The sequence below is a fragment of the Dokdonia sp. Asnod1-B02 genome, assembly GCF_045063955.1.
Taxonomy (GTDB): domain Bacteria; phylum Bacteroidota; class Bacteroidia; order Flavobacteriales; family Flavobacteriaceae; genus Dokdonia.
The window spans coordinates 2,036,002-2,061,428 of the sequence record NZ_JBEFNW010000002.1; the positions used below are offsets into that span (position 1 = coordinate 2,036,002).

The 25,427-nt window shown below is 37.2% G+C and carries 22 protein-coding genes; 3 read left to right on the forward strand and 19 right to left on the reverse strand.

The window, feature by feature from the left end; all coding sequences use genetic code 11:
- Positions 1-234 precede the first annotated feature (234 nt).
- The 4 genes from ACJJVU_RS09330 to clpB all read right to left on the reverse strand — a co-directional run bounded on the left by ACJJVU_RS09330 (position 235) and on the right by clpB (position 4,815).
- Entirely contained in the window at positions 235-537 is a 303-nt protein-coding gene (locus ACJJVU_RS09330; protein WP_405224551.1) for a type II toxin-antitoxin system RelE/ParE family toxin, read from the reverse strand.
- The gene (locus tag ACJJVU_RS09335; RefSeq protein ID WP_144784115.1) at positions 537-755 is read right to left on the reverse strand and encodes a hypothetical protein; all 219 of its coding nucleotides are present in this window, start codon (positions 753-755) and stop codon (positions 537-539) included. The genes ACJJVU_RS09330 and ACJJVU_RS09335 overlap by 1 nt, the downstream gene beginning before the upstream one ends.
- A gap of 311 nt (positions 756-1,066) precedes the next feature.
- Complete coding sequence (locus ACJJVU_RS09340; protein ID WP_405224554.1) at positions 1,067-2,008, reverse strand: hypothetical protein; 942 nt, start codon at positions 2,006-2,008, stop codon at positions 1,067-1,069.
- A gap of 200 nt (positions 2,009-2,208) precedes the next feature.
- On the reverse strand, positions 2,209-4,815 hold the full coding sequence (gene clpB, locus ACJJVU_RS09345) for an ATP-dependent chaperone ClpB (RefSeq protein WP_405224557.1): 2,607 nt from the start codon (positions 4,813-4,815) through the stop codon (positions 2,209-2,211).
- A gap of 231 nt (positions 4,816-5,046) precedes the next feature.
- On the opposite strand from clpB, the gene ytxJ reads away from it, so the two are divergent.
- Entirely contained in the window at positions 5,047-5,439 is a 393-nt protein-coding gene (gene ytxJ, locus ACJJVU_RS09350) for a bacillithiol system redox-active protein YtxJ (RefSeq protein WP_013752097.1), read from the forward strand.
- On the opposite strand, the gene ACJJVU_RS09355 is transcribed toward ytxJ, so the two are convergent.
- From ACJJVU_RS09355 to uvrA, 14 genes are all read right to left on the reverse strand, one after another.
- On the reverse strand, positions 5,436-5,585 hold the full coding sequence (locus ACJJVU_RS09355) for an SsrA-binding protein (protein WP_405224561.1): 150 nt from the start codon (positions 5,583-5,585) through the stop codon (positions 5,436-5,438). The two genes, ytxJ and ACJJVU_RS09355, sit on opposite strands and share 4 nt — an antisense overlap.
- Before the next feature lie 68 nt (positions 5,586-5,653).
- Positions 5,654-6,838 carry a hypothetical protein gene (locus ACJJVU_RS09360; protein WP_405224564.1) on the reverse strand — a complete coding sequence of 395 codons (1,185 nt, stop codon included), beginning with the start codon at positions 6,836-6,838 and terminating at the stop codon, positions 5,654-5,656.
- A 359-nt stretch (positions 6,839-7,197) separates the two neighbouring features.
- Entirely contained in the window at positions 7,198-7,323 is a 126-nt protein-coding gene (locus ACJJVU_RS09365; protein ID WP_379953211.1) for a hypothetical protein, read from the reverse strand.
- A 91-nt stretch (positions 7,324-7,414) separates the two neighbouring features.
- The gene (locus tag ACJJVU_RS09370) at positions 7,415-7,540 is read right to left on the reverse strand and encodes a hypothetical protein (RefSeq protein ID WP_405224567.1); all 126 of its coding nucleotides are present in this window, start codon (positions 7,538-7,540) and stop codon (positions 7,415-7,417) included.
- Between the two features lie 401 nt (positions 7,541-7,941).
- The gene (locus ACJJVU_RS09375; protein WP_405224570.1) at positions 7,942-10,422 is read right to left on the reverse strand and encodes a M56 family metallopeptidase; all 2,481 of its coding nucleotides are present in this window, start codon (positions 10,420-10,422) and stop codon (positions 7,942-7,944) included.
- A 3-nt stretch (positions 10,423-10,425) separates the two neighbouring features.
- Positions 10,426-10,779, reverse strand: a complete 354-nt coding sequence (locus ACJJVU_RS09380; protein WP_144784027.1) for a BlaI/MecI/CopY family transcriptional regulator — start codon at positions 10,777-10,779, stop codon at positions 10,426-10,428.
- 186 nt (positions 10,780-10,965) lie between these two features.
- Positions 10,966-12,243 carry an amidohydrolase gene (locus tag ACJJVU_RS09385; protein ID WP_405224575.1) on the reverse strand — a complete coding sequence of 426 codons (1,278 nt, stop codon included), beginning with the start codon at positions 12,241-12,243 and terminating at the stop codon, positions 10,966-10,968.
- Positions 12,244-12,260: 17 nt separating this feature from the next.
- On the reverse strand, positions 12,261-14,090 hold the full coding sequence (locus ACJJVU_RS09390) for a Xaa-Pro dipeptidyl-peptidase (RefSeq protein ID WP_405224578.1): 1,830 nt from the start codon (positions 14,088-14,090) through the stop codon (positions 12,261-12,263).
- A 12-nt stretch (positions 14,091-14,102) separates the two neighbouring features.
- Positions 14,103-15,380, reverse strand: coding sequence for an amidohydrolase (locus ACJJVU_RS09395; protein WP_405224581.1), 1,278 nt, complete (start codon positions 15,378-15,380; stop codon positions 14,103-14,105).
- 39 nt (positions 15,381-15,419) lie between these two features.
- Complete coding sequence (locus ACJJVU_RS09400) at positions 15,420-16,739, reverse strand: M28 family peptidase (protein ID WP_405227493.1); 1,320 nt, start codon at positions 16,737-16,739, stop codon at positions 15,420-15,422.
- 192 nt (positions 16,740-16,931) lie between these two features.
- On the reverse strand, positions 16,932-17,726 hold the full coding sequence (locus ACJJVU_RS09405; RefSeq protein ID WP_405224584.1) for a sugar-binding protein: 795 nt from the start codon (positions 17,724-17,726) through the stop codon (positions 16,932-16,934).
- A gap of 24 nt (positions 17,727-17,750) precedes the next feature.
- Positions 17,751-19,256, reverse strand: a complete 1,506-nt coding sequence (locus tag ACJJVU_RS09410) for a nuclear transport factor 2 family protein (RefSeq protein ID WP_405224587.1) — start codon at positions 19,254-19,256, stop codon at positions 17,751-17,753.
- 53 nt (positions 19,257-19,309) lie between these two features.
- Positions 19,310-20,149, reverse strand: a complete 840-nt coding sequence (locus tag ACJJVU_RS09415; protein ID WP_405224590.1) for a hypothetical protein — start codon at positions 20,147-20,149, stop codon at positions 19,310-19,312.
- Between the two features lie 45 nt (positions 20,150-20,194).
- Complete coding sequence (gene uvrA / locus ACJJVU_RS09420) at positions 20,195-22,990, reverse strand: excinuclease ABC subunit UvrA (RefSeq protein WP_405224592.1); 2,796 nt, start codon at positions 22,988-22,990, stop codon at positions 20,195-20,197.
- Positions 22,991-23,239: 249 nt separating this feature from the next.
- On the opposite strand from uvrA, the gene ACJJVU_RS09425 reads away from it, so the two are divergent.
- The gene (locus tag ACJJVU_RS09425; RefSeq protein ID WP_298325200.1) at positions 23,240-23,824 is read left to right on the forward strand and encodes an RNA polymerase sigma factor; all 585 of its coding nucleotides are present in this window, start codon (positions 23,240-23,242) and stop codon (positions 23,822-23,824) included.
- Positions 23,825-24,062: 238 nt separating this feature from the next.
- Here ACJJVU_RS09425 and nth read toward each other — a convergent pair whose 3' ends face one another.
- Positions 24,063-24,734, reverse strand: coding sequence for an endonuclease III (nth, locus tag ACJJVU_RS09430; RefSeq protein ID WP_339845315.1), 672 nt, complete (start codon positions 24,732-24,734; stop codon positions 24,063-24,065).
- Between the two features lie 210 nt (positions 24,735-24,944).
- On the opposite strand from nth, the gene bcp reads away from it, so the two are divergent.
- Complete coding sequence (gene bcp / locus ACJJVU_RS09435; RefSeq protein ID WP_405224596.1) at positions 24,945-25,400, forward strand: thioredoxin-dependent thiol peroxidase; 456 nt, start codon at positions 24,945-24,947, stop codon at positions 25,398-25,400.
- Positions 25,401-25,427: the final 27 nt, after the last annotated feature.

The window sequence follows — 25,427 nt, forward strand, 5'->3', positions numbered from 1 at the left end:
CGCTCCCATTAGCTCTCAAGATTTACGGTGAGCCTGTTTCGTGATTTTTAATTGATTATTTAAATATACAGATATTTGCGTTTTCACGCATCGCATAGACAGTTTTCAATTTCCGGTGTAATCGGGACGCTTCATGTATTGTTGTGACCGTTGCAACCAATATTGAACTTTCTATAAATGAGACGTATACTCTTTGGCAAACAGCCGCAGTGGTTTTATGTATGGTGAGTTTTTTTAAATATCCTTTCTTAGTTTGTCAGGATTTTGTCTTGTATCAAAAATTGTAATGATTTCAATTTCGTCTAGTCCTGTCGAAATTCTATAATAAAAGGTAGTTTGTTTTGTTACAACACATTTATACAAGCCTTTGAGTTCTGAGGATTGAGGGCAGCTTTCTGGTTGAAAAGATATCTGTTTAATTTTTTCAGTTAGCTTTTCAATAAACTGATCACGTGTTTTTGAATTCCAATTTTCTAAAAGATATTCGGATAGTATCAGGAGTTTTCCTTCTGCTAATTCAGATAAGAATACCTTCATTAAGAAATCTTTTTCAAGAATGAATCAAAAGAAACTCGTTTTCCACTATCAAGCTGATTAATTCCTTCATTAATTTCACTTTGTTCAGAAGTAGTTAATTCATTCCAAAAATCAACTTTTTCAGCATTTACAAAGTCAGCTACTTTTTGAATAAAATCACTATTTTCTATCGCTAAGATAGTTTTTACTAATTCTATTTTTGTTGATTGAATATCCATATTAATTGAGTTAACTCATCAAATATACAAAAAGAGTTTTTATCAGTTTGATGAGTCTTATGCATCCCAGCATGATACTACATAAAGCAAGCGCATCTCCCGTTAGCTATCGGCGCTTCTAATATTCCTGTTTTATTATTTTTTAATTGATCGTTTATATACAAGTATTTAAGAAGGATGATGCTTTCGCGGGAGGGTAAATTGGAGAGGGCTCTGCGATGTGAATTATAAATCAAAATTAGCTTAAAAGCTTGTGCTAAGCGTAGCCGAAGTAGACTTGTTTTTTAACTCAGAACTTTGTTAGCACTAGTTTATTTCGTTTTCATTCGATATGCTAAATATAAAAACATAATCAGAATTATCGTAGACTTGAAAATTAGTCCCAATAAATTATCTCCATTCATAAGGTAGTCCGATAAAGTTATTAATAAATTTAAAGTCTGTGTATAAAACACAATCCCAATACAGACCAATGAAAATTTTAACTGATTTTTAAAATTAGCTCCAATGACTATTGCAAAGTAAACCAGAAAAAAAGTCAGAAAACTATTTATATACCGAGTGTTTTTTGTCCAATTAGATTTTCTTAATCGCTTTTTCAAGTGCGTGTTCTTTGTTATTTCGTTTTGTAATTGAAATAAATCTCTGCGATTAAATTCTGTTGGCAACTCGTTTTTTGAGATTCCATATTCGTTAAGCTCCGTTTTTGAAAAGTCACTTTGAATTATGCTATCAGGAATTTTTTTAAACAAGTCTGAGATGATTGTTTTTTGAGACTTGTTTTCAGTTTCTAAAGAGTCAGAATATTGGTTTATATATCCAATACTCATCATATCAACATTTGTTTTTTTGAATTCGGCAGCTTTTTCAATTCTTTCTTGGGAGGTAAATGGTTCTTTTCTTGCGTTTTCATACCTCTCCAAGTATGATGTCATTCGAAGTTTTGGCACCACACTATTAGATAGTAAGAATATTAGTCCACCAAAGATTAATGATGCTATAAGTCCGAATTGGAAAAATTGTGAGACAGATTTTTTCTCTTTTAATAATTCCGCTGTAACCAAGATTAAGGCAATGAAAACACCAAAATTAATTACTGCTGGTATTTGACTAAAACTAAAAAGTATTCCATTGGTTAGGTCAAATCCAAATTCGCTAAAATATAAGCTGATGGTCTCAACAACTAAAAAGAAGTAATAAACTAAACAACTTATTATAAAATATAATATAAATTTTCGCAGGATTATTGCCATAATTGTGCCTAACAGGCCACTACATTAAGCGAGTGCGTTGCGGTACTGCCTGTTTTATTGTTTTTTAATTGATTGCTTAAATATACACTTATTAGTGTATTCGTCACCGCACAAACAGCCCTAAAAATTTAGCAATCAGGCCACAAAAAAAGTGGATACCTATTGCTAGATATCCACTCTTCATCATCGTCAATTAATCCTTATTCTTCTTCTCCTGTAATTTCTGCTTCATTTCTAAAGACTAATTTATCGTCAAAAGAATCTACGAGTATCACACTGTCTGATGCAACTTTACCGCTCAAAATTTCTTTTGATAACTGGTTAAGCACCTCGCGCTGCATTGCTCGCTTTACAGGTCTTGCACCATATTCTGGCTGGAAACCTGCTTCAGAGATAAAGTCTATTGCTTGTTTTGTAGCATCTAGGGTAATGTTCTGTTGAGAGAGCATTTTTTGAATCCCTTTAAACTGCAACTTCACAATATCTCTAATATCTTTTCGCGTAAGCGGACTAAACATCACAATGTCATCTATTCTATTTAAGAATTCTGGTCTTATGTTTTGTTTGAGTAAACCTAATACGTCAACCTTTGCAGACTCCATCGCAGCATCTACATCCGGAATCGCCTCAAAACGTTCTTTGATAATCTCACTTCCCATGTTTGAGGTCATGATAATAATCGCGTTTCTAAAGTCGGCAGTACGTCCTTTGTTATCTGTAAGTCTACCTTCATCAAGCACCTGTAACAACACGTTAAAGGTATCTGGGTGTGCTTTTTCAATCTCATCGAGTAATACCACGGAGTAAGGACGACGTCGTACGGCCTCCGTAAGCTGGCCACCTTCATCATAACCTACATATCCTGGAGGCGCTCCTACAAGACGACTCACACTGTGACGTTCTTGATACTCACTCATATCAATACGCGTCATTGCATTTTCATCATCAAAGAGATACTCTGCAAGTGCCTTTGCAAGTTCTGTTTTACCTACACCAGTTGTTCCTAAAAATAAGAAGGAACCAATTGGCTTTTTTTGATCTTGCAATCCTGCACGACTACGTCGTACAGCATCACTTACTGCTACAATAGCTTCTCGTTGTCCCACTACACGTTTGTGCAGCTCGTCTTCTAGCTGAAGTAACTTCTCACGCTCACCCTGCAACATCTTTTGAACAGGAATACCTGTCCATTTTGCTACAACTTCTGCAATGTCTTCGCTTGTTACTTCCTCTTTAATAAGCGAGGTATCTGCATGACTTGCGAGATCTCTTTGAAGTTCTTCTAGATGTTCTTGAGCATCCTTGATTTTCCCATAACGCAACTCTGCTACAAGGCCATAGTTTCCTTCACGCTCTGCGATTTCTGCTTCTATTTTATAGTTTTCTATGTCTTGCTTTGCCGTCTGTACACTCTCTACAATGTCTTTTTCTGATTGCCATTGTGCATTGAGATCGTTACGCTCCTCCTTAAGGTTTGCAAGATCTGCACGTAGGCTTTTGAGTTTATCTTCATCTTTCTCACGTTTTATCGCCTCAATCTCAATCTCTAGCTGCATCACACGACGGTCTAATACATCCAGCTCTTCTGGCTTAGAGTTGATTTCCATACGCATTTTTGCAGCAGCTTCATCCATCAAGTCAATTGCCTTGTCTGGTAAAAATCTGCTCGTGATATAGCGTTGTGATAATTTTACCGCTGCGATGATTGCATCATCTTTGATACGCACCTTGTGGTGTGTTTCATATTTATCTTTAATACCTCTTAATATAGAGATGGCACTCTCTGTATCTGGCTCATCTACCACTACTTTCTGGAATCTACGTTCAAGTGCCTTATCTGCTTCAAAGTATTTTTGATACTCATCAAGCGTGGTAGCACCTATGGCACGCAGTTCGCCACGAGCAAGGGCGGGTTTTAAGATGTTTGCGGCATCCATCGCTCCTTGTCCGCCACCAGCACCTACAAGTGTATGTATCTCATCTATGAATAGTACGATATCGCCATCACTTTCTGTGACTTCTTTAATAACCGCTTTAAGACGTTCTTCAAACTCTCCTTTAAATTTTGCTCCAGCAATAAGTGCACCCATATCGAGGGCAAATATTTGCTTATTCTGCAAGTTTTCTGGAATGTCACCATCTACAATTCTATGCGCTAGACCCTCGGCAATGGCTGTTTTACCAGTCCCTGGCTCTCCTACGAGGATAGGATTGTTCTTTGTACGACGCGTTAAGATTTGTAATATGCGTCGTATCTCTTCATCACGGCCTATTACAGGATCTAGTTTGCCATTACGCGCAAGTTCATTTAAGTTTTTTGCGTATTTGTTTAAAGAATTATAGGTTTCTTCGGCACTTTGAGAAGTCACACGATTTCCTTTACGTACTTCGTCAATCGCGGCACGTAAATGCTTTTCTGTCACTCCTTGATCTTTTAAGATTTGAGCTACTTTGCTTTTAGTACTAAAAATAGCGAGTATCAAATGCTCGATAGAGACATACTCATCGTTCATTTTTTTAGCAATAATACTAGCCTCCGTGAGTGCTTTATTTGCCTCCCGACCTAGTACAATATCTCCACCAGATACTTTTGGATAGCTCTGTAACGTACTATCTAAAACTTGCTGGAATAACGGAATATTTACATCAAGCTTTTGAAGTAAGAATGGAGTAACGTGCTCATCTATTTCAAAAATTGCTTTAAAAATGTGCTCATTTTCTATCTGCTGGTGGCCCATTTCCTGTGCAATTTGCTGTGCTCTTTGGATGGCCTCCTGTGATTTTATGGTATAATTATTTATATTCATAGTATATGTTTAATAGACTTTAAAAGAGATAAGTACCTCTCTTTAATGTCTTGGTTTGTCCTTTGTTTGATGGACTAAAGTCAATTATTATTCCATAGCGGCTTATAGACAAAATGTCTTGTAAACTCTTGTATCAGCTGACTTTATGACTTATTTAAGAACTATTTCACGCTTTCGCGAAAGCGTAACACAGACACAACGACTACCTTTGTAAAAAAGAACTTAATTACAATGGGAATATTCAATTCAATGTTTGGAGGAGATAAGGAGCCAAAAGAGGAAAAAGCACCTATGCCTTGGAAGCAATTAACCACTTTAGAGCAACTCGATCAAATCGCAAAAGATTCTGAAACGAAGCCACAGGCAATTTTTAAGCATTCTACAACTTGTGGTATAAGCCGTATGGTAATACGCCAGTTAGAATCTCAGTATGATATAGACCCTAATCAGTTAGATATTTATTATTTAGACCTTAAGGCGTATAGAGAAGTGTCTAACGAAGTGGGATATAAATTTCAAGTAATACATCAAAGTCCGCAAATGATTTTAATCAAAAATGGGACAGCGGTTTATGCAGATAGTCATGGAGCGATAAGTGCACAAGCACTCGCCGAAAAGATTTAATCTAACGCTCTTTTTGTAACCCAGATTCTATACCCAAAAATCGCAAGCTGCACTTTACTAGCTTGTGTAAGGTCGAGACCACGTTTTGAATAGGAGGGAAGTACTGCCTTATTAACTTTGGCAAGAAATTTATAGAGTGTTTGCATACCGTCAAAAGTAGCTAAAAAACAAAGCCGTAACGCATAGCGTTACGGCTTTTATCTGTTTGTAAAGACTAGTTATTATTTCTTAGAATAATATCCTTAATGCGATTTTTAATGTCTTCACCAGCGTCGTACACCATTTGCTCATTAGTAGGAAACGGAACTGCTCTATTGCGAGTGCGATCATAAAGCTCATCTTCTAGTGCTCTTCTATCACCTCTATAGGTAGCATATCTGTGATCAAAAATAAACTCAGATGCTAGCGGAAGCGATTGTAGAACCTGATTTGTATTACTATCAGAGTAGCGCACGCGGCCTACTACATTTACAGCTTTGTTTTGGATAAACTCAAAGTACGTGCAACGTACCGTAATCATATTATCTACCAGAACTTTCTCTCCATCCTCATCATAAACCACATTACCATCTTCATCCTTTAGAACGATGGTACCGTCTTTAATGAGTTTTTCTTGTTGCACCTCTCTTTCTTTGATGCGTTCTGGTGAAATATTAATCTCTGTAAAAGCAACTTCCATATTGTAGTCGTAGGATACCTCATTAAGCGGATTGCTATGATACACGGTCCAGAAATCGTTAAGGCCATAAGTAGAAAAGTCTAACAGCTCGTTTTCTAATCGTACTGGTAACGCTATATTACTATCATTAAATAACGTCACGGCAACAAAGTCTGTCCCTTTAAGATGTACAGATTCCATCATATTTTTGATGTCCTTATAACCTGGCTTAAGCGTATTTAAGTAGGCTAGATCATCATAGATATTACGATAATCCTCTTTTGAAGATGCTGTAGTGATAGCGTCAAGGCTACTGTTATATAAGGAAGCAGCTAGCTTTTCCTTAGAAGATATGAGTTTGTCGGTGTAGTTTACAAAGTCAAAACGTGCAGATCTATTCTCGTTAATTACTTGTAAAGGTAAGATAGGTCTTATACGATCTTGACGTCTTTGTAACGATAAATAGGTCTCATAAATTTCCTCAAGATTTGCCTCCTGATTTTCTTTTACAAGAAATGAAATACGATCTGCATCGCGCGCAGATGCTTTTGCAAAAGCATCTTCAAGGAGAAGCACGAAGTCTTGCTTATTCTTTTTATCTGGATTGCGTTGCAACTTCTTAAGAGTAATCGCGATGGCATCATCATAATTACCGCTATTAAGCGTTGCAGTAGTCTTTTTTACCGAATTGCAGCTTACTACAAATACGGTAGTAAGGATTGCGAGAAATATATTTTTCATCGTACAATGGGTATTGATTGGTGATGACAACTCCAACGAGCGTGCCAAAATTATAAAAGCCCAAATGTAGCTGAAAATATACTATCGGAAAGAATGGGAGGGATGTGATTAGTACGCTTTCGCGAAAACGTGCTATATCTAAAGTAAGTTTTTAAAAAACACACACAGAGCAGGCCTTAACTCGGCGGTGTGAAGAGGTCAATTATTTATCCGAAGATAAGTTCTAATGCAGTGATGATAATTTGGATCATTTTTGATTGTTTTTAATTGATTGATAAAGATTGATAAAGATTGATGAATGTTGATTGATGATTGCTGATAGATGAATGATGAATGATGATTGATGAATGTCGGAGTGATTAATTCCCTAAATGTAAAAAGGTTGTGACTATATAAGAAATACTGAGGCTTACCATAAATACGGTATAGATTCCTAATACTTTATTTGTTTTTACTTGCGGCTTGTTGTTTGCTTGCGTTTTCATAATGGATGGTTTTTGATGGATTAGTAAAGATTGATGAATGCTGATTGATGAATGCTGATTGATGAATGCTGATTGATGAATGTCGGAGTGATTAATTCCCTAAATGTAAAAATGTAGTTACTATATAAGAGATACTAAGGCTCACCATAAAGATGGTATAGATTCCTAATACTTTGTTTGTTTTTACTTGCGGCTTGTTGTTTGCTTGCGTTTTCATAATAGATGTTTTTGATTGTTACTAGATACGTTGTTTGTTATTGATGAAGCAAAGAAGTCACCTTGAGCGCAGTAAAACAAATTGAAAAGAAGTTTTTAATGAAATTAACATGAATATTATAACTAGATTAATGACATAGATTAAAATGTGTAATACCAATGTCTTCAAGTTGGTTGATATATGTTAACCACAATGCTAATAATCATTCATTGTGTTAGTTCTGTAGGGACTTTTTGAGCCATTTAGATTTTTTGTAGAGAAAATATGGCTCATTTTAACCATATTAATATGATTCCATCATTTTGGAGTGAATTTTCATAAGTAGTATTTGAAAAAAACAGCGCATAAAAAAAGTCCGCTTTCTGATTGAAAGCGGACTTTTACTCAAGATTAATTACCTTTTACTCTTTTGTTTCTATTACGACAACACCATTAACAGCCTCTTTACCGTAGAGTTCAATTGCTTTTTCCCCTTTATAGACTGTTAGAGTCAAAATATTATTAGGAGCCACATCCATTTCTTTTAGTTGGCTCACTGACATCTTTTTATCGTTAACATAATAGATAGGTTTATCGGAGGAGTCAGATTTTAAAATATCTTCTTCAGGTAATTGTTCCATTAACTTATCCTGTGATAAACTAGATACAGTCGAGGAAGCTTCATCCAATAGCTTTTGATAAAGAGGAGTATCTTCTTTTATTTGTTTCCCCCATCGATCATAGAAACTCTTAGATCCTTCTGGGCTAACCACAAAGTAGTAAGTTTTTTCGTCGAGTGTTACGTAGCGCATGTCTCTTTGTTGTCTGCTATTTTTATAGTTTTCCCTATCGCCTTTTAAATTCTCCTGTCGCTGCTTCATTTGCATTTTCATGCTATCACGGCGTGATAGCATATCTTGTCTCATAGAGTCTACCTGAGCTCTCCCTTGTAGATTTCTACGCTCTTCCATACGAGCGCGCATATCCTGCTTGCGAGCTTCCATAATTGTACGCATACTATCTCTAGTATTCATCATAGTGTTACGTCGTTCTTCTAAGCTGGCTCTCCTGTTGTCATATGTATCTCTAGTATTGTTCTGCATGTTTACACTACCCATACCTGTACTACCGTCAGCATTGCGGTATATATAAATGTCATTGATAGGGTTAGAGCTCTTTAAGGTGTAATTTTTATTATTTCCATTCTCATCTCTAAGATCGATTGAAATTTTTTCTATTTCTTGATTTCTATTTCTCTTAATTCCACTTACTTTAAGAGCGACATTATGTGTATCCTTTAAAATGGTTACGAGATTTTCAATTTCTTGATCTGTACTATTTTTCGTGATTACGAAATTGTAGGTTTCTTGAATTGATTTTATCACTGCTTTAGTAGTATCTACCTTAGGACTGTTATGTACAATAAGAGCACCGTCTTGAGCCTTAGTACTATATTTCTTGACAGCTTGTGTAGGAGTTAGCGTTGTGATACTATCGGCAGTAAAACTCTTTTCTTTCTCTCGAACGATGTTATTATTTACAACTATTACCGGATTAGAACCTAGCGATTCATTTGTAACACTATCTTTTTTTATAGTGGTATCTTCTGTTACTGCTGTTATTTTATCATCTGCAATAGTTGTTTTATCTGGAGTAATGTTTATAAATGTGCCATCTTTTTGCTCCATCACGACAACCTCCTTTTCGGTATTAACCATGAGGCTATAGCCATCCCACTGTTTAATTTCTTTAGAATTAAAAGAAAGCTTATTTACAAAACCTTCCTCCTCGTCAAATTGTATCTGCAACGTAAAAGCTGACAAGTCATTTTCAGAGGTATAGCTTCTTTTTGAAAATTTGATTGCGACTTCTTTCCAATGGTCTGTGACATACTTTTCTATTCTGTCTAGTTTGTCATTTGTGGTCTCACGATCTATAAAGAAGACATCTCTTCCTTTATTAGATGGGGTTGTGGTTGTTTCCGCTTTCGCGAAAGCGGTATTGTCCTCTTCAACATAAGTGACTACTTCTTTTACATTAAAAGAATACAGAAAGAAAGAGACGAGCGGGATGATTAATCCCAGTTTCCAAAGATGGTGTTTACCTGATTGTGGTGTGTTGAGCATAACGATTCGTTTTTTGATAAATGATTGATAAAATTGATTAGTAAGCGCTGGTCGAATGGAGGGAGATGAAACCTTAACCAGTGTACGTTGATATTGCTGCGGATTATTAATGCGCTGGATAGCATGAGCGTCTGCAATATATTCTAAATTTTGTTCTAGACTCTGCTTATATAACCACGCCAGCGGATTGCACCAGTGAAGTGCTAATATAATTTGTGTGATTAGTATGTCTATGGAATGGCGTTGTCCTGCATGAATTTGCTCGTGAGCTAAAATCATCTCGAGCTCTTCTAGCGTATGAAGCTCGGGATTATATACGATATACGAGAAGAAGGAAAAAGGTGCTATATTATTTGTGACAGTTACATATGTGTATGCATTCCTTTGTACTAAAGTTCCGGAAGAAATGAGATTTCTAAGTGAGAATAGTTGCATACCTAATCTAATACACATGACAATAACGCCTGCAATATATATAAGCAAAGCAATTTGCCACCAATCAATTGTTGGCACCTCTACTGTGGTTGCCGTAGGAAGATATTCAACTTGCGATAATGGAACTATATTTGCAGTATCAAACACTTGCTGTGAAGGCAATACGATTTCTGTAACTTGAGTAAATTCTAAAAAGGGTAGCGTGAGCGCTGCAATGATACCAGCAATGAGAAAATGCCTGTTTGCTGTAAAGAGCGTGTTTTTGTGCAAGACGGAAATGTATATCACATAAAACAAGGATAGAATTCCAATACTTTTTGCTATTAAAATAAGGATTTCCATAAGTTACTTTTTTTCTATGATTGCTAAGATTTCCCTAAGCTCATCTGCAGAGATTTTTTCTTCTTTGGCGAAAAATGACACCATATTTTTATAGGAGTTCCCAAAAAACTTTTGACTCGTAGTTTCCATAAACTCTTTTCTATAAGCCTGAAGAGATACTACTGGAAAATATTGATGGGTCTTTCCAAACGCTTGGTAGCCCACATATCCTTTATCTGCGAGGTTACGCACAATGGTAGATATGGTATTGTAATGATTGCCTTCTGGCAAGCTAGCAACCACTTCTTTAACAAAAGCGCGCTCTAACTTCCATAGTGCGTGCATTACTTCTTCTTCTTTATTTGTTAGTTTTTCCATGTATAGAATTGATTATCTAATGATTGATAATTCAAACTTACAACGAAAAGTATAGTTACACAACTATTTTCATAGTTATTGAACGAAATTTATAGTTTTCATTCATTTTTCACATAAAAAAAACGACAGTTAACACATTGGTTAACTGTCATTAATATAATCTTTACTGTAATGATGGAGTAGGAGTTATTGCCCTAAATAGTCATGTGTAAGTTGTACAAATGTTTTTACTCCTAGCAGCATCCCGCTTTCATCAATGTAAAAATCTGGAGTGTGGTGAGGAAAAGCTTCTGTGCTTCCTGGTGTTTTACCTCCTAAAAAGAAATAAAGCCCTGGAACTTCTTTTTGAAAGAATGAAAAATCTTCGGCACCTGTAATGGCTTTTATCACAGAGACATTATCCTTACCAGCAGCTTTCTCAAGTGATGGAAGCATTTGTGCGGTAAGTGCTACGTCATTAAATGTGATAGGGTAGCCGTCAGGAATAGTTAGCGTAGCTTCTGTACGATAGGCTGCAGCAATAGCAGGAATCATCTCCTTCATACGCTGGTTTATAAAAGCTTGCATATCATAGTCTAGCGTGCGTAATGTACCTACTATATGTACTTCTTCTGGGATAATATTACTTCTCACACCTGCATTAATCTGTCCTATAGATAATACAGCCGCTTCTTCTGTAAGTGGGATTTCTCTAGAAATAATGGTTTGCAGTCCATCTATAATTTTTACAGCAGCCATGATAGGATCACGACTCGTCCATGGTGTAGAACCATGACTTTGCTTTCCTTTTACATGGATTTCAAAACTCTGGGAAGCTGCCATAATCCCTCCAGGTTTATAGGCGATGGTATTTACATCTTGACCAGAACCTATATGCAGTCCGAAGATGGCATCTACATCTGGATTTTTAAGAACATTTTCTTTTACCATCAACTCGGCTCCACCTTCTTCTCCCGGAGGAGCACCTTCCTCTGCTGGTTGAAAAATGAATTTTACCGTTCCCGCAAAATCATTATTTTTTGCAAGTACTTCGGCAACACCCATAAGGATTGCAATATGTGTATCATGCCCACAAGCGTGCATTACTGGAACTGGGTTACCTTGATATTCACCCATCGCTGTAGATTTAAATGGTAAATCTGCACGTTCCTTTACAGGTAGTGCATCTATATCTGCTCGCAAAGCAACTACTTTTCCTTTGCGTTTTCCTTCAAGAATTCCTACTACACCTGTTTTGGCAACTCCTGTCTGAACTTTAATTCCTAAAGACTTAAGATGTTTTGCAATTTTATCGGCAGTATTGAATTCACGATTTCCTAATTCTGGGTTTTGGTGAAAATCTCTACGCCACTCGATTACTTTTGATTCTATAGCTGTAATTTCTTTATCTAGATTTGTTTGCGCTTTCGCGAAAGCGGTAAACAGTAATACACTAGAAAATAGTAAAGTTTTTGTATACTTCATTTATGGTAATGATATTATTAATTAATCGTTTTGCTGAAGGCCGTTTCTCCGCCTACAACTGGTAGTGTAAGTTTGGTTTTTGATAGATCTACTGTTAGCTCTGTTCCAGGATTAGGAAGTACTGTAAACTCGCTATCACTAGAAAAAATCATTAAGCCTATTTGCTGTCCTTTTCTTATAATTTGATCATCTGGCATTAGGTCAAATGTCACTTCATAAAACTCACTTTTTTTAAGAGGCTCACTCTTACGTATGGAGGCATGATTTTGAGGATCTGCCCATCCACGAGTGATGAGATTATCTGTTATTTTAATTTCTTTTCCTTCTTCATAAGGTAATGAAACTAGATAGACGCTCAGGTTTGCTGCTTCCTTACTGCTAGATACACTAATAGTCACTTTAGGTGTTCCAGAAATATGTAATTTATCCTTAAGAGTAGGGGTGAGGTACAATAATCTGTTTTGAGATGCAGAAGCCTTCATCATATCTTTAGCGCTCACAGAAGCATCGTCTACAAGTGTTTCCTTAGGTAGTTTTTTTGCTTTTTGGATAGATAACGTTCCAGCTCCATTAGTACTTTTTCCTAAGTATAATGTAATATCCTTTGCCTCAGGATTTGGATAGTTTTCATAAGGTGTAGGTTGATCTCTAGCATCGTTTTCTCTTACAATTTGCGCTTTGGGATCATTTTCAACGCCATTATCTATGCCGTGTAAATATTTTGTAAACCATCGGTTCATCATATTCATAGGTGGTGGCCCTCCGTGACCATTCTGATGATAAAAAATCTGACTAGGGATTCCCATTTCTTGAGCTCTCTTGTAGATGCGGTAGCTATGTTCTGGCATTACATTCCAGTCATTAAAACCATGCGACATTAATAATGCTGCTTTCATAGGCTTCATATCATTAAGGTAATCTCTACCTGCCCAGAAATCATTGTAATCCCCTGTTGCACGATCCATTCCATTTTTAAGCTCGATATCTCTCACGAGACTATCTGCATACGCTCTTTTAGATTCGTCTCCGCTATGTATAAAGTTGTACAGTACATCGATATCTTCACCCAGATACCCTCCAGGAGAACGCACTAAGCCATTAGATCTGTAATAATGATAATATGAAGTGTTAGGAGCTATAGGAATGATAGCTTCAAGACCATCAACTCCTGTTGTTGCAGCAGCTAATGGTAAGGTGCCATTATAAGAAGTACCCGTCATTCCTACTTTGCCCGTAGACCAGAATGCTTTTACCTCTTCATTACTATCTATTTCTTTATAACCTTTTGCTCTACCATTAAGCCAGTCTATCACAGCTTTAGGCGCTAGTGACTCATTATCACCACCCACTGTAGGAGATCCTTCTGATAGTCCAGTTCCTGGAGAGGAGGAATGCACTACGATATAACCCCTAGGAATCCAAGTCTTAATGAGCGAATTTGAAATTACAGGACGCTTTCCTCTTCGTACAACCACTCCGTTTGCTATTGGTTTTTCTTGAGCTCCTATTTCATGCTTTACATCATAAAACAAGTTTGGATCATTTGCTGCAACACCAGCATAGTAAGGGCTTGTCTCATAAATAACGGGCAGTTTTAGTCCGCTTTCGGTTTGTAGGGGTCTTGTCACATCTACGTGCATGCGATCTAGCTCGCCATCACCATCTGTGTCAAATTCTGTTTCAACCCATAAATCCTCGCGAATCCAAGTTTTAGGCGTATCAAATGCAGGAACTACTTGCGCTTCTCCGTCCTTGAAAATTGGTTGGTCATTCTCTTGAGAATGTAAGGTGGTTGCGGCCAATGCAGCAATGGCAAATGGCATTAATGTTTTAAAAAATAACTTCATAGGGCTCAATTTTTATTTACCGTTTAAGTAGTCAATACTCATCTGGCTTAATGCCTTAACGCCTAGTTGGAATCCAGCTTCATCAATTACAAAATCTGGTGTGTGATGAGGAAAAGCTTCAGTACTTCCAGCGGTCATACCGCCTAAAAAGAAATAGAAGCCAGGTACTTTCTCTTGAAAGAAAGAAAAGTCTTCTCCGCCAGTAACCGCTTTCTGTAAAGACACGTTTTCTGTACCACCTACTTGTTGTAAGGTAGGTAGTATTTGTGCAGTAAGATCAAGATCATTGTAGGTCACGACAGTCATATTCTGCCAGTCTATCGTAGCCTCACCGCCATACGCTTTTGCTATGCCAGCAGCCATTTCATTCATACGTCGTATGATTTTCTCACGCATGTCTGGATCAAGTGTACGTACTGTACCTATCATTTCGGCACTTTCTGGGATGATGTTAAAGCGTGTTCCAGATGTAATTTTACCTACGGTAATTACAGCAGCTTCCTCGGTTAATTCACTCTCACGAGAGATAATACTCTGGAAACCATTGATAATCTGTGCAGATATTAGAATAGGGTCGACTCCTGACCAAGGCTGACTACCATGAGATTGCTTTCCTTTTACATTTACTACAAAACGCTCTGTAGCTGCCATGGTGCCTCCTGGTTTATATTTTATAGTATTTACAGGAGTAGCACTATTGATATGTAATCCAAAAATAGCATCCACCTTAGGATTGTCTAGCACACCTTCTTTTACCATAAGTTTTGCGCCGCCTTCTTCACCTGGAGGAGGTCCTTCTTCTGATGGTTGAAAGATGAATTTTACAGAACCTTTAATTTTGTCTTTATTTTTAGATAGCACTTCTGCCACACCCATAAGAATAGCAGTGTGCGTATCGTGACCGCAAGCATGCATTACACCTGTTTCTGTTCCTAAAAAAGAAGTAACTACCTCAGATTTGAAAGGAAGGTCATTTCGTTCTGTAACGGGAAGGGCGTCTATATCTGCTCTTAAAGCAACCACTTTACCTGGCATATCTCCTTTAAGTAAGCCTACAACTCCAGTTTTAGCAACTCCTGTTTGTACTTCAATTCCTAAAGATTCAAGGTGTTTTGCTATTTTCTCTGCAGTTTTGAATTCGCGATTTCCTAATTCTGGATTTTGATGAAAATCTCTGCGCCATTCTATGACCTTTTTTTCTACAGCGGCAATGTCTTTGTCAAAAGAGGTTTGCGCTTTCGCGAAAGCGGTACCAGCAATAAGGGCACTTAGTATTAATACTTTTTTCATAAGGTATATGTTGTGATGATTTAAAATCAATATGTATTGTTATCTAATAATCTGGCTAGGGAAAGCAACAGGACTTTCATGACCATCTTTACCTACTGCAGCAACGCCAAAGAAAAAGTTGTCAATTACGATTCCCTTTAGTGTAGCCGAAGTTCCATCTGTAATCAATCGTGCATTATCCCAAGTAGGAGAAGTGGTATCTCTCCAGTATATTTTATAAGCAACTGCACCTTCAACTTCATCCCATTGTAATCTTGCATTTGCCTCTACAATACCACCAATACCTACATTTTTAGGAGTAGGAGGAGCCCAAGCAATACTTGCAAGGTTAATCGCATTTACTGCGGTAAGCTTTGCGTTATATGGGAAGTTTACATGCTCAAACGTATCTCCGTAATTAATGCCATTTTCTGTACGGATATCTTGATGTTGTTGTGTGTAGTTTTCATGAGCTTCCATGATACGGATACCTGCAAAACCAGCGTCGTTAAAAGGTCTGTGGTGACCACCACGACCAAAACGATCTAAACGATAAACCATCATTGGGTTCATTTCTGGCATGTAGTCTTGTGTAGTTTTGTAAATAAATCTTGCTAGTTGGCGAGAGATTCCATCTACCTCACCACCATAAAAACGGCGAGCTCTGCGTTGCTGCTCTGTCTCTGTTGGAGGTACAGGCTCAGAGAAAATTCTAAACGTACGGTTATCAATAACACCATCTACACCTTCAATGTTACCTATCATGTCATTATTCATAATCCCGATGATTTCCCATCCTTTTTCTTTAGCATGGGCAGCAAGTCCTTTTCCACCATAAAGTCCTTGTTCTTCACCAGAAAGACCTACGTAGATAATGCTGTTCTCAAAAGAATATTTAGAAAGTACCCTTGCAGCTTCCATCGTTCCAGCCATTCCGCTTGCATTGTCATTTGCTCCTGGCGCGTCATCTGTATAATTATTAGGATCAGATATACGGCTGTCTATATCCCCACTCATAATTACATAGCGATTAGGATATTTAGTTCCTTTTTGCACAGCCACCACATTAACAACCATCACATCTTTTGTGATACGATCATTATCGCCTTTTTTTATAAGGTTACTTTGATAAAATACATCTAGACAGTTATTACAGTTTTGCGAAGTCTTTTCAAATTCGCTTTTTATCCATCTTCTCGCAGCTCCTATTCCTCTTGTGTTTGATACGGTATCACTTAATGTATGCCGTGTCCCAAAATCGGCTAATTTCTTTACATCTGCTCTCAAGCGATCTTCAGAGACAGCGTCTATGATTTCGTAGATTCTCTTATCGGTTTGTGCATTTGCTGTTACTACAGAAAAAAGTAGTGTAACCACCATAAAACCTAAGGTTATGGGTAGTCTTTTAGTAGCTCTAAATAGGGTAGAAGTATGCGTGTTTAACATTATAAAGTGTTTAATAAATTGTTATGTTTTAAAGATACTAAAACAATGTATGTGCTAGAAGTACGCTTTCGCGAAAGCAAAAAAAAATCCCAAACCTATGTTTGGGATTTTCACTGTCTTATTTTATTACTCTACTAGCTCTATGGTGCCAAAGATTCCAGCGTCTATCCAGCCTCTATTTTTATCTTCACCAGGCACAGCTACAGAACCTATAAAGTTCTCTCGTTCTGCACTGGTATCGTTATCACAATAAGCAAGCGCAAAACCTAGTCGCTGATGTACATCCAGAATTTTAGGTTCATTGACACCACCATCTTTGTAGGTGTCATTATAAACGGTCATCTTACATTCCCAAATCATGGTGTTTTCTCCTGTCTTTATAATCTTAGACTCCACATGATTATTATACAGCGTAGGGACTTGACCAGGAGCAACGTCTACCACATTTCCATCTAGCGCTACATGGTAAGCAAAAGCATTGTGTGTAAACTGGTGCCCACCACCAGAATTATCTGCATCTATAAAGATCTCAAGACAATCATCATCCCACCACAATGTAAGCGGATCATCTTCTTTATCATAAATAATATCGTCTGTAATCTCAGCTATGATGTATAAAGCCTCAGGCGTCCAAGTGAGTTTGTATTTACCTGAGAAGTCCTCTGCTGTATAGTCTTCTCCTAACCATTTTTGATCAAGTGATTCCCATTGTACGTCTTTCCAAGCCGGGTCTGTCGCTAGTCCGTCTAATTCTGGTGTGATGGTCGCCTTTGTTACTTGGCGTAATTGGTGATCTGTTTTTGAGTTGGGTATTTCTGAGGTGTCCTCAACAAGGTCTGATTTTTTTTTCTGTGTATTTGGGTTGTTCTTACAACTCGATAATGAGAGCGTAGTGATGCATATTGCCAAAAATAATTTCATAGTAATGCTATTAATTGTTGTGATCTAAAGAAATGTAACTCTGTTGATTTTTCCATTTAAAACTTCATTGATTGCCACACCGTACCATGTATTACCATTTGCAAATAGCTTTTCATGATCTATGGTTATGTTTCCTATTACGATTCTGTTATTAATAATGGCCTTGAGGTCTGGAAGCTGTGTAAACATATCTCCATAGGTCTTAGTAATAACTGATCTTTCCGTAAGTTCTGGAACGGTAGGATAGCGGTATAACGCGATGCTATCTGTATACAAATCCATAAACCCTTCTATATCGCCGTCGTTATAACTCTTTAGCTGCTTGTCTACTGTAGGCTCTGGATTTGTTGCATCTCTATTATCTCTTATAAATGACATAGAAGCTATCTTGCCATTGCGTACTTCGTAAATAGTCGCTTGCTTATTAGTAACACCATTCACTGTTACTTCCTCTTCATCAATAACTATATTACCCTTAATGATTCTGTTAAGTACAGCAACTTTTGATGTTGTCGTTTTCTTGAAATAAGCTTCATAATGGTCACGTAATGCATCTCTCCCTGTATAAAGTGTATCCTTAAAGAAATTGCGTACTACAACATCTTCAGTAAAAGAATTTGCAAAGGCATTTAAGTTCCTATCATTAAAAGGTTTTAAATGTTTATCTACCGTTTTACCTGGGGAAACCTCAGAAACGATTGCAATTTGAGAGCCATTTACAGCAATTGCAAAGCGTGAGATATTTTTTAAATCTTCATCATCAAAACTATAGAAAGATGTCCATTGCGCATCTTTCCTTTTTATAAATATGGTGTTTTCTTTTGCAGCAAGAAGACTCCCATCTGGCAACCACGCTATATCTTCTACTCCGGGAATGAGCGCTGTGATTTCTTCAATCTTAAGTGAAGATGGATCAATGGATTTTACCACCCACGCATCTTCAGATTTATCTATGAAGCTTACAAGATTTGTATTAGGTATTTTATGGAAAGACCTGCCTACAGCGATGCCAAGATCATTGCTGCGACCAGTTTTAATATTATGAATAACGAGGTGTAAATCATCTTCAACAATATCGGCAGAGACAATCGTTTGTGCATCTGCCCATGTGTAATAAGCAACCACTGCATCTTTTATGAGCATAGGAGTTTCCTCTTTTCTTGGAAGATAAGCGTACAGTCGCTGTAAGCCGGTAGTGTCCAACCGTACTGCCGAAATACCACGTTTACCAACAATAAATTGAGGAGAATACTCGCCACCGCTTGTGGTTTTGTTAAATACTCGAGTTGTACCTCGAGTGTATTGCATAATTTCTGTTTGCCCTTCCTGAGAACCGGCATATATAAGAATATCTTTTGCTAGAAATTGCGGCTGATTATCATATCCTTCGCTATTACTTATATTCTTTCCATTAACAAGCGATGTTGTTTTACCATCACTAACAATATCAAAAAGGTGAATCTCCGTATTGGTTTGTGCTGCTAGTGTGGTTGCGAGAAAACATAAAAGGTAACTGTGAAGTAGTTTCATAAATTGTTGTATTGAAGGTAGAAGTTAGTACGCTTTCGCGAAAGCGTACTTATTTACATTTTTCTTGGTTTTGATGAGTCGTAGTCTTGATCAAGTTCGTCAATTAGTTCCTCTTCACTTGAGTACGTTGTTGAAGTAGAATCATAGTTGCCCTTTACTTCATTTTGATTGGTAATATCTGGTTCAAGGCTATCGTAGTTATCTCTAGTATCGATATTTTTTGAAAAATAAGTAGTAGTAGTCATTTTATTCCAAACAGGAACCCCTAGAAAATCACCAAGAGCAACGGCATCTTGCTCTATGCTCTTACGATGGCCATGGTCTACCACATTATAACGCGTGCCATCTTCAAAAACGAGATTAATCTCGTAGCTAGTGTACGATCTTTTATCCCCACGAACTTTTTCAGGCAAGATTTGGAGTGCCTTTATAGTGTCTAGTTTAAAGGTATTTGCATCTTCTGTGATAGTAAGGCTTTTGATTTGTTGCTTTTTGCCTTTATGAAAATATCCTGTAGACTTATTAAACGTAGTTATAGTGTGTAATTTTTTTAAAAGGAAGATGCCTACACCTATAAATACTAAAGGAAACAGTGCGAAAAGTATTGATTCTATGCTAAAACCGTCATTAATAGTGGTTGTGATACCTACTCCAACGAATATGAGTGGAAATAGAATAAATATCCCGCTAAAAATTTTACCGAAGGATGAGGCCTTGTAACGCAACTCACTATCTGAAACCACTTCTAGTGTTTTGGTTTTAAAATTTGCACCACCGCCAGCCTTTGGAGACCAGCTTGTTTTTGAGGCTAGCTCATGGTCAAACACCGAAGGATCAAATACCGGAGTACTCGTAGATTGTACAAGGTTTTTTAAAAACGAAGAAAGTCCCATTGTACTAAAATAGGACTTTCGATAGAATAATATGTTTGAGAATGACTAGAGTTTTTCTTTCAAGTATTTTCCAGTAAAGGACTTCTTGTTTTTTGCGACCTCTTCCGGAGTTCCAGAAGCGACTAGAATACCTCCATTTTTTCCACCTTTTGGCCCCATATCAATAACATGGTCTGCGCATTTTACAAGATCCATGTTGTGTTCTACCACAATAATAGAGTGACCTTTTGCAATAAGTGCCTCAAAGGAAGCTAAGAGCTTTTTAATATCATGAAAGTGTAAGCCAGTAGTAGGTTCATCAAAAATGAACAGTGTTTTATCCTTTGTAGTTCCTTTTACTAAGAAACTTGCGAGTTTAATACGCTGCGCTTCACCACCAGATAGGGTAGAGGAGCTTTGACCTAGTGTTACGTATCCTAAACCTACATCTTGTAAAGGTTTAAGCTTGCGAGTGATTTTTGCCTCATTATGTGACGTAAAAAATGCCACGGCATCATCAATAGTCATCGTGAGAATATCATCAATATTCTTATCATTGAATTGTACCTCGAGTACTTCTTTCTTAAAACGCTTACCCTTACAAGTTTCACATTCTAAGTGCACATCTGCCATGAATTGCATCTCAATGGTTACTTCACCTTCACCTTTACAAGTTTCACATCTCCCGCCATCTACGTTAAAAGAAAAGTGTTTTGCTTTATAGTTTCTTATTTTGCTAAGCTTCTGACTTTCAAATAATTTACGAATGTCATCGTAAGCTTTAATATAAGTTACAGGATTAGATCTAGAAGACCTCCCAATTGGGTTTTGATCTACAAATTCTATGGTTTTTATATTGTCATAGTTTCCTTTAAGCTCCGTAAATTGGCCTGCCTTTTCACCATAGCCGCCTATTGCTTTAAGCATGGCAGGGTATAATATTTTTCTAACTAAGGTAGATTTTCCGCTTCCAGAAACACCGGTTACAGCGGTAAATACACCAAGTGGAAAACGTACGTTTACGTTCTGTAAGTTGTTTTCTCGAGCGCCAATAACTTCGGCATAAAACTTTGAAGTTCTACGCTTCTTAGGAACTTCAATTTCTAAGGTTCCGTTAAGGTATCCTGCTGTTAAAGAATCGCTTTTTAAAATCTCATCATAATCACCTACAGCAACCACATCTCCTCCAAAGGTTCCTGCTTCTGGACCAATATCAATGATAAAATCTGCTTTTTTCATGATATCCTCGTCATGTTCTACAACGATAACGGTATTACCGAGATCACGTAGCGATTGTAGCACCTCAATGAGCTTTTCTGTGTCTTTAGGGTGTAAACCTATACTTGGCTCATCAAGAATATACATAGAGCCTACAAGACTGCTTCCAAGAGATGTTGCTAGATTGATACGTTGCGACTCACCTCCAGAGAGTGTGTTTGATTTTCTGTTGAGCGTAAGGTAGTTGAGTCCTACTTTGTCTAGAAAGCTCAATCTACTTGTGATCTCTGTAAGTAATCTTTTTGCTACCGTAGTATCATAATCATTAAGCGTTAAGCTATTAAAGAAAGCTGCTACTTCGTCTAGTGGTAGCTCTACTAGGTCTACAATATTTTTACCACCTATTTTCACATAGGTTGCCTCAGGACGTAGGCGTTTTCCTTTACAGGTATTACACTTTGTTTTACCGCGGTAACGCGATAACATTACTCTGTTCTGAATTTTATACGCCTTAGACTCTAAGAATTTAAAGAACTTATTGAGCCCGTCAAATTCTTTATTACCGTCCCAAACAAGCTGTTGTTGTTCTGGAGTTAACTCAAACCAAGGCTTATGGATAGGAAAATCAAATTTATAAGCACGATTTACTAGCTGATCGCGATAGTGGCTCATGCTATCACCACGCCATGGGAATACGGCGTTCTCGTAGATTGATAGTCCAGTATTGGGTACTACAAGATCTTCATCTATTCCTATTACGTCACCATAACCTTCGCAAGTAGGGCATGCACCGTATGGATTATTAAAGGAGAATAAGTGAACATTAGGTTCTAAAAAAGTGATTCCATCAAGCTCAAACTTATTTGAAAACTGTCGGCGAGAATTATCTGCTAACTTTTCTATAAAAAGTTCGCCCTTTCCTTCAAAAAATGCCGTTTGTACAGCATCTGAGAGTCGGTTTATAAAATCTTCATCTTCTGGATTATTAATAATCCTATCTACAACGAGTAGTACATCTTTTGCTTTCAGTTTGCTTCCTATTTCGGCAACTTCATCAAGGCGTTTTACTTCGCCTTTTACTTGTATACGAGCATATCCTTGTTGCAATAATGCTTGCAGTTTAGATTCTATTTTTCTTCCTTTTTCTAAATGAATAGGAGCGAGTAGGAGGAGTTTTTCTCTTTTCGCGAAAGCGGAAACATGAGCAACCACATCTGATACTGTATCCTTTTTAACTTCATTTCCAGAAACAGGAGAATATGTCTTACCTATACGGGCAAAAAGTAGCTTTAAATAATCGTAAATCTCTGTAGATGTACCTACTGTAGATCGTGGGTTTGTGCTATTTACCTTTTGCTCAATGGCAATGGCAGGAGCAATTCCTTTTATGTAATCTACCTTAGGTTTATCAAGTCTGCCCAAGAACTGGCGAGCGTAGGAGGAGAGGCTCTCCACATACCTGCGCTGTCCCTCTGCATAAAGGGTGTCAAAAGCCAGAGAAGATTTACCAGATCCAGAAAGTCCCGTAATAACAACGAGCTTGTTACGAGGGATTACTGCATTTATATTTTTAAGATTGTGCAGTTTGGCACCCTTAATGATAATATTCTTCTTAGGATTTACATCCTTAACGTCTATAAGCATCGCAATTCTTTAGTTCTATTACAAAGATACCGAAAGTGCATTGCTATTGAAACCAAGTGCTAGTCGCATTTTGAACGTTATTTTTAATTTATTGTGCAAAATGAATGTTTTTTTGCAAATGTTAACAGATTTATTATATATTTACCGAAATATTCACTAACACATACTCTGCGTATAGCATAATACTACTTTATAAAATTTTGGGCTAAGGGAATTCCCCTTGCAATTTTAACCTACAAAGTAGTACTTATGAAAAGTGTATTAATAGACGATGCTACGCTCGTTAGCAATTACATCAAAGGAGACGAACAATCACTAGCTATGCTCATTGCGAGACATAAGCAACGTATATATAGTTTTATATACTCGAAGGTGTACGATCGCGATATCTCTGAAGATATTTTTCAAGACACTTTTATTAAAGTTATCAAGACGCTCAAGAAGGGCAAGTATAATGAGGAAGGTAAATTTTTACCATGGACGATGCGTATTGCGCACAACCTGGTGATAGACCACTTCCGTCGTAATAATAGGATGCCTAAGTTTGATAACGCAGGTGAGTTTTCTATATTTTCTGTTTTGAGCGATAATAGCCTCAATGCCGAAAAGCAAATGGTGCGAGATCAAGTAAACAGAGATGTTAAGCGTATTATTGAAGAGCTTCCAGAAGATCAGAAAGAAGTACTTAAAATGCGTATTTATCAAGAGATGAGCTTTAAAGAAATCTCTGAGCGTACAGGTGTGAGCATCAATACTGCCTTAGGTAGAATGCGTTATGCACTTATCAATATGAGAAAAGTAATTGATACCAATAATATAATTCTAACAGATTAATATAATATGCGGTACATATTTGCGTTCTTAATAAGAATCAAACAAAAACCGCATGGCAAAAACTTACACTACACCCTCGTCAGGTCATAATAAGACGAACCAATTTGAACCGAAACAAGAGACTGTAGATTTTCTCTTGAATTTTTCTAAGGCTTTAAGTGTTATGCATTATAAATCGATGAAGTTTGAAGCATTCATCAACTAAACTTTGATAAAACCTCGACCAGTCATCGAGGTTTTATTTTTTCTTCCTTTTTGCCATCATTTTCTCATAGTCGGCTATCACTGTCTTACGACCTATGGTTTTTGTAATAATGTCTTTTTCTAGATCCCAGCCTCTTGCTGGTGAGTACTGGCGACCATACCATATAATTTGTAAGTGAAGATCATTCCATACATGCTCTGGAAATAAACGCTTTGCATCTTTTTCTGTTTGTACCACATTTTTACCATTTGTAAAGCCCCAGCGATACATCAATCTATGTATGTGAGTATCTACAGGAAATGCAGGAATGCCAAATGCTTGAGACACCACAACACTTGCCGTCTTATGACCCACCGCAGGAAACTCTGTAAGTTTCTCAATGCTCGCAGGCACCACACCATTATACTTATCTATAAGCATATGTGATAAGCCATGAATTCCTTTTGCCTTCATAGGTGAGAGTCCTACTGGTTTTATGATATCTCTAATATCTTCAACCGTAAGTTTAATCATGTCATAAGGATTATCTGCCACTTCAAATAGGAGGGGAGTGATTTGATTAACCCTAACATCTGTGCTCTGAGCACTCATCAATACGGCAATAAGAAGAGTATACGGATCTTTATGATCTAATGGAATAGGTATCTGAGGATATAATTCTTGTAATGTTTTTATCGTGAAGTCTACCTTTTCTTGTTTAGTCATATGATGTGCATAATTATTCTTTATGGTGTAATCCACAAAGCTTAAACGTATTCCTTTATTGTAATAGCGAGAACTCGTAACTTTATAATTCTATGCTTTCACTGTATGTGATAGTTTACGCTTTCGCGAAAGTATAGAATTGCTATGTAAAGATAATTAACTAGTGCCAATGATGGATGAGATTTCCAGCATTGCCAAAACGAAACACAGATGAACACATTAAAAGTGGGCGATAAAGTCCCTGATTTTACAACAACAGATCAAGATGGAAACGAAGTAACACTTGCTAGTTTTAAAGGCAAGAAACTTATCGTTTTCTTTTACCCAAAAGCAAGTACACCAGGTTGTACCGCAGAGGCTTGTAATTTAAGAGATAATTATAAGGAATTACAGGCGCAAGGATATCACTTATTAGGAGTGAGCGCAGATTCTCAAAAACGCCAGAAGAATTTTGCCGCCAAATATGAGTTTCCTTTCCAGCTACTAGCAGATGAGGACAAAACAGTCATCAACGCTTTTGGTGTTTGGGGACTTAAGAAGTTCATGGGTAAGGAATATGACGGTATTCACCGTATGACTTTTAAAGTAGATGAAGAAGGTGTGGTGAGCGATGTGATACAAAAAGTAAAAACTAAAGACCACGCTGCACAATTGCTTGACGCATAGTTTTGTGAACTTAGTAAAAGTACAAAG